Origin of the sequence: Fodinicola acaciae, from assembly GCF_010993745.1 — a bacterium.
Classification (GTDB): Bacteria; Actinomycetota; Actinomycetes; order Mycobacteriales; family HKI-0501; genus Fodinicola; species Fodinicola acaciae.
In genome coordinates, this window is record NZ_WOTN01000003.1 from 865,734 (window position 1) to 878,110 (window position 12,377).

Below are 12,377 nucleotides of genomic sequence, written 5' to 3' on the forward strand. Positions count from 1 at the left end.
TACGTCGTCAGTACGACAGTCTGGCTCAGCAGCGGGTGCGCGGCGCGAGGCCTTCGACGGTGGCCTGGCGGTCGCGGTACGTACGGTCGACGAAGCCCACCAGCCGCTCCACGTCCTCGACCGTGGAGACCAGCCCCAGCGACACGCGTACGGCGCCGCCAGTAGGGAGGCCGAGCAGCGTCAGGTATTCGTCGATGCCACGCGGCCGCCGGCCGACGCGGCCGCGCAGCGTACGGCGGCTGATCGAAAACGCGCCTTCGCCGGCACCGGGGTTACAGAAACAGCCGGTACGCAACGAAAATCCGGCTTCCGCCGATTCGGCCGACACCAGCCGTTCGTCGACGAGTACGCCGTCCGGATCGACGACGTTGAAGGTGACCGTGCCGCCGCGCATCTCCAGGTCGGCAGGACCATAGATCCGCACCATCGGCCGGCCGTTGCCGTGCCGGAGGCCGCCGAGTTTTCCCAGCAGCCAACCGGTGAGGCAACGCACCCGCAGCCGCACGGTCTCCAGGCCGATGCCGGCGATCCACCGCAGACCGACCTCGATGTCAGGAACGGCAAGGAAATTCAGCGTGCCGTCCTCGAAGGCCGACTCGTCGTCGGCCAGCAGGTGCCAGCCGCCCTGCACGCTCACCGCCTGGATCGTGCCGCCGGCGAACCACGGTCTTTCCAGCCGCGCCAACGCTTCCCGGCGCGCCACCAGGCAACCGACGCCGGTCGGATAGCCGAAGACCTTGTACCAGCTCACCGGCACGAAGTCCGCCCTGACCGCGGTCAGGTCCAGCGGGTTGGTCGGCGCGTACGCGGCCGCGTCGAGCAGGACGTCGAAGCCGCGCCGGTGCGCCAGGTCGACCCAGTCCAGCGGATGTTGGACGCCGGTGAAGTTGCTTTGCGCCGGATAGCACAGAAGTCCACGGCCACGCAGCGCCGCGACCAGGTCGCGCTCGGCGACCCGCAGGTCGGCGGTCAGCGGCACGTACCGTACGCGGCCGCCGCGGTCGCGCGCGAACTGCCGGATGCCGTTGACCGAATTGTGGTTGTCGAAGGTGAGGACGCACCGGCGGCCGCGAAACCGATAGGCCTCCCCCACCAACCGGCAGGCGGCCGAGGCGTTGGCGGTGAAAATCGCCGCGTACTCGGCAGGATCGGCGCGGAAGAAGGAAAGTACGGCGCGGCGAGCGCTCTCCACCAACTCGGTCGACGCCTGCGAGGTCGGGTTTTCCGAGTGTGGATTGCCAAAAGACGTGCGCCGCAGCCGCTCGTAATGGGCGCGAAACTGCGACTCGGCGGCGACTCCCGCGCCGGTGTAGTCGAGATAGACGCCGCCGTCCGCGTCCAGGTGGCGATATTCGGTCGCCCGCAACCGATCGAGCGCGTCGGTCGCCGCGTATTCCGGATAGGCGACCGAAAACTCCGTCATCGCGCCGGTCTGGACCCGCGCCGCGCCGCCTTCGTGCGCAGCACCAGCCAGCAGGCACCGAGAAACACCAGCGTCATCCCGGATACGATCAGCCAGTCGACCCACGCCGGCGAGGAGAAGGTGTCCTCGTACGAGGCCAACAGCGGCGGTCCGAGCGGCGACTTTCCGTTACGCCACAGCTCTTCCACGCCGGCGGTGTGGCCGAGCGCCTCGAAGGCCCACCGGTTGGACATCAGATAGCTGAGCCACCGGCCGACGTCGGCCATCACCGGCACCGGCAGGAAGGCGCCGCCGAAAAGCACCTGCGGGAAACACAGCATCGGCAGCATCAACGTGGCCTGGCCGGGCTCGGTGACCGCCGCGGACGCCAGCAGCCCGAGCGCCATCGCGCACACCGATGCCAGCAGCAACGTCAGGAAAAGCTCAGCCAGCTGGCCGAAACCGCCTTTCGGCAACCGGTCGGTCAGTCGCAGCACGACCAGCAGCAATGCGTCGACCAGGACCAGCAACGGCAGTAGCGCGGCGAGTTTGGAGAGCACATAAGGCCAGATGCCGACACCGGCGAACTTTTCCCTGAAGAAAATCGGAAACTCCGAGCAGATTTGCAGCAGGCCGTACGTCAGGCCGAAGAAGAAACCGCCGAAGGCGATCCAGAACAGGATCATCGCCGAGGTGTTCGGGCTCGGCGTCGCCGGATCGAACGCTCCGGACTTGAAGAGCATCAGAAACATCAGCAGGATCGCCACCGGCGACCCGAGCACGATCGACAACGTCAGCCGGTTGTGCGCCAGGATGTCCAGCGATCGCGTCGTCAGCAGCGTCCACTGCCGCAGTGGCGCGACCGGCGGCTGAACCGTCGGCGATGCTGACGGAATTGCCGGTACGGCCCGTTTTTCGCCTGGTGGCGCGGAAACCGGCAGCGCCGGAATGGCGAACAGGTCGGTCTTGCTGGCCCGCTCGTCGGCGAAGCGGCGCAGCCAGTAGTCGCGGTTGTGCTCGTCGAGCCTGGTGTAGATGCCGGCGACCGTTGGCGTGTCGAAAAACTCGCGCGCCTTCATCGGATCGCCGGTGAAGGCGAGGCCACCGCCGGCGGCGACCACGACGACCTCGTCGCACACGTCGACGTCCGGCGGATGATGGCTGGTCAACACGACCGTACAGCCGCTGTCGGCGATCCGCCGCAACGCGCGCATCACCTCGGCCGAGGTGGCCGGATCCAGGCCGGAGGTCGGCTCGTCGAGGAAGAAGAAGCGTGGTTTGGCAAGCAACTCCACCGCGATGCTGGCGCGTTTGCGCTCACCACCGCTGAGCCGGCCGACGCGTACCTTCTCGCGTTCGGTCAACCGCAACACGGTCAGCACGTCGGCCACCGCGGCGTCGACGTCGGCGTCGGCCGGCAGCCGCAGCCGCGCCGCGTATCGCAGCACCCGGCCGAGCGGCAGCTCGCGGTGGATGATGTCGTCCTGCGGCACGAAGCCGAGCGACCCCACGCCGCCGGCGCGGTGCACCGAGCCGGTGCTCGGCGTACGCAGGCCGGCCAGCGTCTCCAGCAACACGGTCTTGCCGGCGCCGCTGGGACCGATGATGGCGACCAGGTGACCGGGCTCGACGGTCAGCGAGAGTGTCCGCAGGATCGTCTGGCGCCCGCGTACGACCTGGCTGATCCGGTCGGCGGTGAGCCGGCCGGCGTCCGGGTCGACCGGCGGCTCGGCCGGCTCCACCGGCGACGGCGGCGGCAACTCGACGTCTGGCACGACCGGGATGACGACCGGCTGCGTCTGCTGGTCGGCGGCGTCGTCCACCGGTTGCGGAGGCGCCGGCCAGTGCGGCAGTCCGGCCGGATCCGCCGGCACCACCGGACGCACCACCGGCCCGGTTTCCGGCCGTTCCGGAGAGTCCGCCGGACCCGGCGGCGAAGAGCTCATGGCGGCGAGACTACGGACAGAACGGTCACGTGTGGATCGGTTGTCCGGCCGGATGCGGACAGAATCTACGATCTTGAGCACCATGCTGCTGTGGTACGTGAGCTACGGCTCGAATCTGAATTCCGCGCGTTTCGGCTGCTATCTGTACGGCGGACGGCCGGACGGTGCGCGACGCGTCTATCCGGGCTGCCGCGACCGTACGCCGCCGGCGCGTACCGAGCCGGCGTGGCTGGCCGGTGCGGTGTACTTCGCCTGTGAGTCGCCGACCTGGACCGGCGGCATCGCCTTCCTGGACACGTCGGTGACGACCACCGCCGCGGCTCGCGCGTATCTGATCAGCGCCGGACAGTTCGCCGATGTGGTCGCGCAGGAGATGCGCCGCGAGCCGGACGGCGACCTCGACCTGACCGAGGTGCTGGACACCGGGCGGCAGCGGTTGGGCGACGGCCGCTACGAGACCCTGGTGCAGGTCGGCGCGATGGCCGGTCATCCGATGCTGACGTTCACCGCGCCGTGGTCGATGTCCGATGTGGACGGTCGCAGGCCGGCGCCGGCGTACCTGCGGATGATCGGCCGCGGCCTGGTCGAGGCGCACGGCTGGGACGCCGGGAGGGCCGCCAGCTATCTGGTGGCGCTCAGCGGCGTACGCGGCGCGTGGACCGCCGAGGACATCGTTACCCTGCTGTCGCGCTGAAAGTCCGCATGGCCACCATGCGTGCGTCGAACGCACGCATGGTGGCCATGCGGACTATCGCGGCGGGCGGTTGCGGCGACTGCGCAGCTTTTCCCGGTCCTGCTGGGAAAGCACGACCTTGCGGATGCGTACGGCGGCGGGCGTGACCTCGACGCACTCGTCCTCGCGGCAGAACTCCAGCGCCTGTTCCAGCGAAAGCACGCGGTGCGGGATCAGCGGCACCAGCACGTCACCGGAGGACTGCCGCATGTTGGTCAGCTTCTTTTCCTTGGTGGGGTTGACATCCATGTCGTCCTGGCGGGAGTTCTCCCCGACGATCATGCCTTCGTACACCTCGGTGCCGGGTCCGACGAACATCGTGCCGCGTTCCTGCAGGTTGGCCAGCGCGAAGCCGGTGGTCGGGCCGCGCCGGTCGGCGACCAGCGAGCCGGTCGGCCGGGTCCGCAGCTCACCGACCCACGGCTCGTAGCCGTCGAAGACGTGGTGCATCAGGCCGGTGCCGCGCGTCTCGGTGAGGAACTCGGTGCGGAAGCCGATCAGGCCACGCGCGGGCACCTTGTATTCCATCCGGATCCAGCCGGTGCCGTGGTTGATCATCTGCTCCAGCCGCGACTTGCGCAGCGCCATCAGCTGGGTCAGCACGCCGAGGTATTCCTCCGGTGCGTCGATGGTCAGCCGCTCCACCGGCTCGTGCACGACGCCGTCGATCGTACGCGTGACGACCTGCGGTTTTCCGACCGTCAGCTCGAAACCCTCACGGCGCATGATCTCCACCAGGATGGCCAGCTGCAGCTCGCCGCGGCCCTGCACCTCCCAGGTGTCCGGCCGCTCGGTCTCCAGTACGCGCACCGACACGTTGCCGATCAGCTCCGCGTCGAGCCGGTTCTTGACCAGCCGCGCGGTGAGCTTGTCGCCGGACTGGCCGGCCAGCGGCGCCGAGTTCGTGCCGATCGTCATCGAGATCGACGGCTCGTCGACGGTGATCACCGGCAGCGGACGCGGGTCCTCCGGGTCGGCGATGGTCTCGCCGATGGTGATCTCCGGGATGCCGGCGATGGCGATCAGGTCACCGGGACCGGCGCTGTCCACCTGTACGCGGTCGAGCGCCTCGGTCATCAGCAGCTCGGTGATCTTGACCCGCTGCACCGACCCGTCCGTGCGGCACCAGGCGGCCTGCTGGCCCTTGCGGATGCTGCCGTTGTGGATGCGGCACAGCGCCAGGCGGCCCAGATACGGCGAGGAGTCGAGGTTGGTGACGTGCGCCTGCAGCGGCGCGTTGTCGTCGTACGCTGGCGGCGGCACGGTCTTCTTGATGACGTCGAAGAGCGGCTCGAGGTCGGGCGAGTCGGGGCTCTGGCCGTCGGCCGGCCGGTCGAGCGAGGCCTTGCCGGCCTTGGCGTGGCAGTAGACGATCGGGAAGTCGATCTGCGACTCGTCCGCGTCCAGGTCCAGGAACAGCTCGTACGTCTCGTCGACGACCTCGGCGATCCGCGCGTCCGGCCGGTCGACCTTGTTGATCACCAGGATCACCGGCAGCTTCTTGGCCAGCGTCTTGCGCAGCACGAACCGGGTCTGCGGCAGCGGGCCCTCGCTGGCGTCGACCAGCAGCAGCACGCCGTCGACCATGGACAGCGCGCGCTCGACCTCACCGCCGAAGTCGGCGTGGCCAGGCGTGTCGACGATGTTGAGCGTCAGGTCGCCGTGTCTGACCGCGGTGTTCTTGGCCAGGATCGTGATGCCCTTTTCCCGCTCCAGGTCCATCGAGTCCATCACCCGGTCGTCGACCGCGGAGCCGGCGCGGAACGCGCCGGACTGCCAGAGCATCGCGTCGACCAGCGTCGTCTTGCCGTGGTCGACGTGCGCGATGATCGCGACATTGCGCAGGTCATCACGAGTTGGCATGGGTTTTCTCGTTCCTGGTGGAGGGGACCGCAATGGATGATGGCCGGACTGAGTCTACGGATGGTGAACCAGCCGGATCGTCAGCGCGTCGACTGGCGACGCAATTCAGATCAATCATAGGAACGGCGTACGCGGCCTCGACAGTGGTCACCGCCGTGGTGACCGGCGACACGTCACATGCGTACGGTTTTCGGTCGGTTCGTTGAGGTGCGTACGCCCGTCGGCATATCGTTACGACAATTAACGTATTCGAAAGGACACGGATAGTGACGACTGCCGAGAGCCTGCCCCAGCTGCCGTTCCAGCAGGACCACATCCTGCAGGTGCCGCCGGACTATCTCCGCCTGCTGCGCGACGAGCGGCCGATCACCCGGATCCGGTCGGCCGTCGGCGACGAGGTCTGGCTGGCCACCCGCTATGCGGACGTACGCGCGCTGCTCGCCGACCCGCGGCTCGGCCGGTCGCATCCGGAGCCGGAGAATGCGCCGCGGTTCACCGGCTCGGTGTTTCTCGGCGGCCCGGAAGGCAGCTATGACACCGAAAAACAGGAGCACACGCGGTTGCGCAGAGTGCTGACGCCGTCGTTTTCGGCGCGCCGGATGACCGCGTTGCGACCACGCGTACGCGGCCTCGCCAACGAGCTGCTGGACCAGATCGAGGCCGAGGGACCACCGGCCGACCTGCACGAGCGGCTGGCCTTCACGTTGCCGGTGCTGGTGATCTGCGAGCTGCTCGGCGTGCCGGCCGGCGAGCGCGCGCGGTTTCGTACCTGGTCGACGAAAATGGCCAGCCTCACCGACGTGAACCTGGCCGTCGAGGCGTACGTGGAGTTCGCCGCGTACATGCGCCAACTGGTCGAGGTCAAGCGCGCGGAGCCGGCCGAGGACGTGATCAGCGACCTGATCGCCGCCGACGAGCAGTGGCATTTCGGCATCGACGAGATCACCCGCCTGTCGGTCGCGCTGCTGTTCGCCGGCCACGAGACGACGATGACGCGGATCGATCTGGGCACGGTGCTGCTGCTGAGCAACCCCGACCAGATGGCGGCGCTGCGCGCGGACGAGTCGCTGGTGCGGGGTGCCGTCGAGGAGATCCTGCGGATGACGATGGGTGGCCAGACCGGCGTACCGCGCTATGCGCACGAGGACATCGAGATCGGCGGCGTGACGATCAGGGCCGGCGACGGCGTCGTCCTCAACACCGACGTGTCCAGCCGCGACGAGCGCGTCTTCGCCGAGCCGGACCGCTTCGACATCACCCGCGCGGCCGGCACCCCGCACCTGGCCTTCGGCCACGGCGCACATTTCTGCATCGGCGCCAGTCTGGCGCGTATCGAGCTGCAGGAGGTTTTTTCGTTGCTGTTGCGGCGATTCCCGTCGCTGCGGCTGGCCGTACCGGTGAGTGAGCTGCGGCCGCGGACCGGGACGATCACCGCCGGTTTGCGGGAGCTTCCGGTTGCCTGGTAGCCATGCTTCATGGCATTGCTCAGTGACCCGGAACTCACCACGGCACTGGCCGGACTCACCGGCTGGGAAGGCGACGGCTCGGCGATCCGGCGGACGGTGGAGGCGGCCGACTTCCCGACCGCCATCCGGATCGTCGACGCCGTCGCGGAGGCGGCCGAGGCGGCCGACCACCACCCCGACATCGACATCCGCTGGCGCACGCTGCACTTCACCCTCTCGACCCACTCCGAGGGCGGCGTCACCACCAAGGACGTGGCCCTCGCCGGCACCATCAACGAGATCGCCGGCCGCCACGCCCGCTAAATAGGTGCTACAGCGCGAAACTGTCGTACCTGTATGAGTAGATGTCCCCCTCCCTAACGGGGTGGGGGGTGGGTCTGAGAGGTTGCAAGCAATTGCGAAAAAATTGCCTCGTCAGCCACGAGTCAGGGCACACGTCACCGCGAAGTTGCCGCTGTAGCGCTAAATGCCCGTCTTGTCGGTTTGAGTGATGGTCGCAAGGCCCCCTTGCCTGCATCCAGCGCACGCAAGGAGGCCTTGCTTGCATCGGGAGTGTTACCAATGTGACTCCTGTGGCTGACGACTCAGGTGAGGCGGCCACGGGGTGCTGCGCGGCGCCGACGCGCCGTACGATCAAGATCAACTTCTAACTTACGTAAGTTTCCAACGCGAACCCGCCCCCCACCCGATCTGGGTGGGGGCCAAAATTGCCACAGGGGTACGACAGTTTCGCGCCGTAGCGGGTAACTGGGGGCCCAAAAGTGCATTGAGCGCAGATCCACCCAGGAGTTGATGAAGACGGACGGTTGCCGGCCTAACGTGGGATCGTCGTCAACCTGGGAAGGACGCCACTTCGGTGACTACGACTGAACCGCTTCCGCAGCTTCCGTTCACACCTGGCGCGACCGTACTCGACGTGCCGCCGGCATATCGGCAGTTGCTTGCCGACCGCAGGATCACCAAGGTCCGTACGACGTTGGGCGACGTCGCCTGGATCGCCACGCGCTACGACGACGTCAAGGCGCTGTTCGCCGACCCGCGGCTGGGCCGGTCGCATCCGGAGCCGGAGAAGGCGGCCAAGATCTCCGCGTCGGCGGTGCTCGGCGGCGCGTCCGGCGACTACGAGACCGAGCAGCGCGACCACACCAGGATGCGCCGGCTGCTCACCCCGGCCTTCTCCGCGCGCCGCATGAACGGCCTGCGGCCGCGGGTCAAAGGCCTGGTCAGCGACCTGCTGGAGCGGATGGCCGCGGCCGGCCCGCCGGCCAACCTGCACGAGAGCCTGAGCTTCCCGCTGCCGGTGCTGGTGATCTGCGAGCTGCTCGGCGTGCCGTACGAGGACCGCGAGCGGTTCCGCAAGTGGTCCGGCGAGGTGTCCAACCTGCTCGACGAGCAGCTGGCGCAGGCCGCGCTGGCCGAGTTCTACGGCTACATGGTCGAGCTGATCGGCCGCAAGCGCGACGACCTCGGCGAGGACGTGATCAGCGACCTGATCCGCGCCGAGGACGAGTGGCAGGTCGGTGTCGAGGAGACCGCGGCGCTCAGCGTCGGCCTGCTCTTCGCCGGCCACGAGACGACGATGACCCGCATCGACATGGGTACGACGCTGCTGCTCAGCAACCCCGACCAGGCCGCGCGGCTGCGCTCGGACGCGAGCCTGCTGCCGACCGCGGTCGAGGAGATCCTCCGGCTCAGCGGTGCCGGTGGTGGCGGTGGCGGCATCCCGCGGTACGCGCACGCCGACATCGAGATCGGCGGCATCACGATCAAGGCCGGCGAGGCCGTGCTGCTGCCACCCGGCGTCGCCAACCACGACGAGTCGGCCTTCGACGACCCGGACACCTTCGACATCACCCGCAAAGGTGGTACGCCGCACCTGGCCTTCGGCCACGGCGCGCACTTCTGCATCGGCGCCAGCCTGGCGCGCATCGAGCTGCAGGAGGTCTTCGCCCAGCTGCTGACGCGCTTCCCGTCGCTGCGGCTGGCGGTGCCGGTGGAGGAGCTGCAGCTGCGTACGAACACGCTCACCGGCGGCCTGCAGGCACTGCCGGTCACCTGGTGAGCCGATGACCACCACACAGGATCTCCCCAAGCTGCCGTTCCCACCGGCCGACACCGTCCTGCGGATCCCGCCGCGCTTTCGCCAGCTGCTCGCCGACCGCGCGATCACCAAGGTGCGCACGTACGCCGGCGACGTCGCCTGGATGCCGACCCGCTACGACGACGTGAAGGCGCTCTTCGACGACCCGCGGCTCGGACGCGCGCACCGCGAGCCGGATAAGGCGGCGCGGATGAACGAGTCGCAGGTGCTCGGCCGGCCGTCCGGCGACTTCGACGGTGAGGAGCGCAACCACACCGCGATGCGCCGGCTGCTCACGCCGGCGTTCTCGGCGCGGCGGATGAACGCGCTGCGGCCGCGGATCGGCGGCATCATCACCGACCTGCTCGACCGGATGGCGGCCGACGGTCCATCGGCCGACCTGCATCGGCATCTGTCCTTTCCGTTGCCGGCGCTGGTGATCTGCGAGCTGCTCGGCGTGCCGTACGAGGACCGCGAGCGCTTCCGCACCTGGTCCACGGACATGGCCAACATGGTCGACGGTGACCTGGCGGAGGCCGCGTCGGCGGAGTTCACCGCCTACATGACGGCGCTGGCCGACCGTAAGCGCTCCGAGCCGGCCGACGACGTGATCAGCGACCTGGTCGCCGCCGACAGCCTGAGCCCCCAGCTCGTCGCGCGGCTCGGTGTCGGACTGCTCTTCGCCGGTCACGAGACGACGATGACGCGGATCGACATGGGCACGGTCTTCCTGCTCAGCAACCCGGAGCAGGCGGCCGCGCTGCGCGAGGATCCGGCCCTGTTGCCCGGCGCGGTCGAGGAGATCCTGCGCTTCACCTCGACCGAGAGCAACGGCGGAGTGCTGTCGCGCTACGCACGCGAGGACATCGAGCTCGGCGACGTGACGATCGCGGCCGGCGACCTCGTCCTCATCCCGGCCGGCATCGCCAACCGCGACGCGGCCGCCTTCGACGACCCGGACACCTTCGACATCCGGCGGCGCTCGAGCGTGCCGCACCTGTCCTTCGGCCACGGCCCGCACTTCTGCATCGGCGCGAGCCTCGCGCGTATCGAGCTGCAGGAGGTCTTCTCGGTGCTGCTGACCCGCTTTCCGACGCTGCGCCTGGCCGTGCCGGTCGAGGAGCTGCGGCTGCGTACGGCCACCGTCACCGGCGGCCTCGCCGCCCTGCCCATCACCTGGTGACTCGCGTCTACTGCTGGACGAAGCGTGAGCCGTTCCACTTGAAGCGGAACGTGGTGCTGTTGAAGTTGACCACCGCCACGCCGCCGCTCACCGACAGGTTGTTGATCCCGCCGGCGCCGAAACTGTAGACGCCGCTGAGCAGCGTCAGCCGGCCGTCGTCGGTCAGGCCGTACGCGAGCACGTCCGGCTGGCTGAACGTCTCGTTCGGCCGCTGCTGCTGGCAGTAGACGGCGACCAGCGCATCGTCGCGGCCGTCACTGTTCAGGTCGCCGAAAGCGATCTGCGCGTCCAGCTGCCAGGCAGCCGACTTCAGGTCGCCGGCCTGGTAGTCGGTGAACGTCACCCGCTTGGCCGGGCAGACCGACATCTTGCCGAGCGACAGCGTCACGTTGGCCCAGTTCACGTCGCGGATGCTGGAGCTGGCGGTCGCGCTGAACCCGTCGCCGTTCCACCGATAGCGCAGCGTACGCGTGTTGTTGGCCAACGGATTGGTGATCTGCACGACGACGTACCCGCCGGACAGCCGCGCCGACTTGATCGTCTCGCCGTTGTACGAGGTGGTGCCGGCCACCTTGTAGACGCTCGTCGTGCCGTCGCCGTGCACGATCGCGGCGACCACGTTGAACGACGACCCGCCGCCGCTGCCGCTGGTGCAGTCCAGCCGCAGCAGCGCGTCCTTGACGCCGTCGCCGTTGATGTCCGCCACGTACGGCCCGATGAACCCCGTGCCGCCGTTGAGTTTCCAGCTGGTCGATCCTCTGCTGGCCTCACCGGCGCTGAACTTCACGCCGCCGCGGGCCGGACACGGCGACAGCGCCGGCAGGTCGTACGTCGCGTTCGGCCAGTCGACCACGGTCGACCGCGACGCCGAAACGCTCGGCGACGGCGTGGGACTCGGCGACGGCGACGGCGACAGGGAAGGACTCGGTGTCGCGGTCGATATGACCGTGTTCTCGGCGGTGCGGAAGTACGACAGGACACCGGCGATGCCGCCGGCCATGAGTGCGACGACGACCGCGGCGACCAGGCGCTGCCTCATGCGCCGGCGGCGTACGGTCCGGCGGACGGCGTCCTGGCCAGGCGGCTCGATCTGCGGCAGCGCGCTCTCGCGCAGCTCGCCGAACAGCTCGTCAAGGTCGGGGTCAGGCATCGGCCACCCCCTCCCGCTCGGTCAGCTCCTGCGCCAACGCCGTACGCGCACGGGACAGCCACGACTTGACGGTGCCTTCGGCCACGCCGCTGTCGCCGGCGATCTCGGCCACCGACATGCCGCCGAGGTAGTGCTGCACGACCGCCTTGCGCTGGTTGTCCGGCAGCGTACGCAACGCGCGTACCAGGTCGACCCGCAGACCGTCGACCGCCGGCTCGTGCTCCTCACGCTGGCTGGCCAGGTGGCGCATCGCCGTTTTGACGCGCCGCCAGCGGCTGATCGCCAGCCGCCAGGCGACCGTACGGACCCAGGCGACCGGGTTGCCGTAGCCGCGGACCGTCGACCAGCGCTGCCAGGCACGGGTGAACGCCTCCTGCGTCACGTCGTGCGCGTCACCCATGTCGCCGAAGTACGCGTACAGCTGCACCGCGACCGGGCGGAAGTTGGCCGCGTAGAAGTCGTCGAAGTCCAGCTCCTGCTCGGCCTCGGCCGACGAGGACGCGACCGCTTCGGCCACCCCGTCACCTCCGCGTGCCCCCGTGTGTCCCGGCGAC

General features: G+C 68.9%; 10 protein-coding genes. 5 read left to right on the top strand and 5 right to left on the bottom strand.

Features of this window, described 5'->3' with window-relative positions; all coding sequences use genetic code 11:
- Positions 1-25 precede the first annotated feature (25 nt).
- Together GNX95_RS30385 and GNX95_RS30390 are read right to left on the bottom strand one after the other, a co-directional pair.
- Complete coding sequence (locus GNX95_RS30385; RefSeq protein ID WP_163511119.1) at positions 26-1,423, bottom strand: aminotransferase class V-fold PLP-dependent enzyme; 1,398 nt, start codon at positions 1,421-1,423, stop codon at positions 26-28.
- Positions 1,420-3,348, bottom strand: coding sequence for an ATP-binding cassette domain-containing protein (locus tag GNX95_RS30390; protein ID WP_222854049.1), 1,929 nt, complete (start codon positions 3,346-3,348; stop codon positions 1,420-1,422). The genes GNX95_RS30385 and GNX95_RS30390 overlap by 4 nt, the downstream gene beginning before the upstream one ends.
- A gap of 82 nt (positions 3,349-3,430) precedes the next feature.
- Here GNX95_RS30390 and GNX95_RS30395 point away from each other — a divergent pair, with 82 nt between their 5' ends.
- Positions 3,431-4,042 (top strand): histone deacetylase, encoded by a 612-nt coding sequence (locus tag GNX95_RS30395; RefSeq protein WP_163512029.1) that lies wholly within the window; start codon positions 3,431-3,433, stop codon positions 4,040-4,042.
- A gap of 54 nt (positions 4,043-4,096) precedes the next feature.
- Here the strand turns inward: GNX95_RS30395 and typA are convergent, their stop codons facing one another.
- The gene (typA, locus tag GNX95_RS30400) at positions 4,097-5,944 is read right to left on the bottom strand and encodes a translational GTPase TypA (RefSeq protein ID WP_163511120.1); all 1,848 of its coding nucleotides are present in this window, start codon (positions 5,942-5,944) and stop codon (positions 4,097-4,099) included.
- Positions 5,945-6,210: 266 nt separating this feature from the next.
- Here typA and GNX95_RS30405 point away from each other — a divergent pair, with 266 nt between their 5' ends.
- From GNX95_RS30405 to GNX95_RS30420, 4 genes are all read left to right on the top strand, one after another.
- Entirely contained in the window at positions 6,211-7,410 is a 1,200-nt protein-coding gene (locus GNX95_RS30405; protein WP_222854051.1) for a cytochrome P450, read from the top strand.
- A gap of 9 nt (positions 7,411-7,419) precedes the next feature.
- A complete protein-coding gene (locus GNX95_RS30410; RefSeq protein WP_163511121.1) occupies positions 7,420-7,713 on the top strand; it encodes a 4a-hydroxytetrahydrobiopterin dehydratase in 294 nt (97 codons plus the stop codon).
- Between the two features lie 553 nt (positions 7,714-8,266).
- Positions 8,267-9,472: a cytochrome P450 gene (locus GNX95_RS30415; protein WP_163511122.1), complete on the top strand. Its 1,206-nt coding sequence runs from the start codon at positions 8,267-8,269 to the stop codon at positions 9,470-9,472.
- Between the two features lie 4 nt (positions 9,473-9,476).
- A complete protein-coding gene (locus tag GNX95_RS30420; RefSeq protein WP_163511123.1) occupies positions 9,477-10,673 on the top strand; it encodes a cytochrome P450 in 1,197 nt (398 codons plus the stop codon).
- 7 nt (positions 10,674-10,680) lie between these two features.
- Here the strand turns inward: GNX95_RS30420 and GNX95_RS30425 are convergent, their stop codons facing one another.
- Together GNX95_RS30425 and GNX95_RS30430 are read right to left on the bottom strand one after the other, a co-directional pair.
- A complete protein-coding gene (locus GNX95_RS30425; RefSeq protein WP_163511124.1) occupies positions 10,681-11,823 on the bottom strand; it encodes a hypothetical protein in 1,143 nt (380 codons plus the stop codon).
- Positions 11,816-12,340, bottom strand: a complete 525-nt coding sequence (locus tag GNX95_RS30430) for an RNA polymerase sigma factor (RefSeq protein WP_222854052.1) — start codon at positions 12,338-12,340, stop codon at positions 11,816-11,818. Before GNX95_RS30430 ends, GNX95_RS30425 begins: the two co-directional genes overlap by 8 nt.
- Positions 12,341-12,377: the final 37 nt, after the last annotated feature.

Bases quoted from the DNA above. Each gene is read 5' to 3' on its own strand.
- GNX95_RS30385 (WP_163511119.1), bottom strand. From the start codon at position 1,423: ATGACGGAGTTTTCGGTCGCCTATCCGGAATACGCGGCGACCGACGCG.
- typA (WP_163511120.1), bottom strand. From the start codon at position 5,944: ATGCCAACTCGTGATGACCTGCGCAATGTCGCGATCATCGCGCACGTC.
- GNX95_RS30410 (WP_163511121.1), top strand. From the start codon at position 7,420: ATGGCATTGCTCAGTGACCCGGAACTCACCACGGCACTGGCCGGACTC.
- GNX95_RS30425 (WP_163511124.1), bottom strand. From the start codon at position 11,823: ATGCCTGACCCCGACCTTGACGAGCTGTTCGGCGAGCTGCGCGAGAGC.
- GNX95_RS30395 (WP_163512029.1), top strand. From the start codon at position 3,431: ATGCTGCTGTGGTACGTGAGCTACGGCTCGAATCTGAATTCCGCGCGT.
- GNX95_RS30390 (WP_222854049.1), bottom strand. From the start codon at position 3,348: ATGAGCTCTTCGCCGCCGGGTCCGGCGGACTCTCCGGAACGGCCGGAA.
- GNX95_RS30420 (WP_163511123.1), top strand. From the start codon at position 9,477: ATGACCACCACACAGGATCTCCCCAAGCTGCCGTTCCCACCGGCCGAC.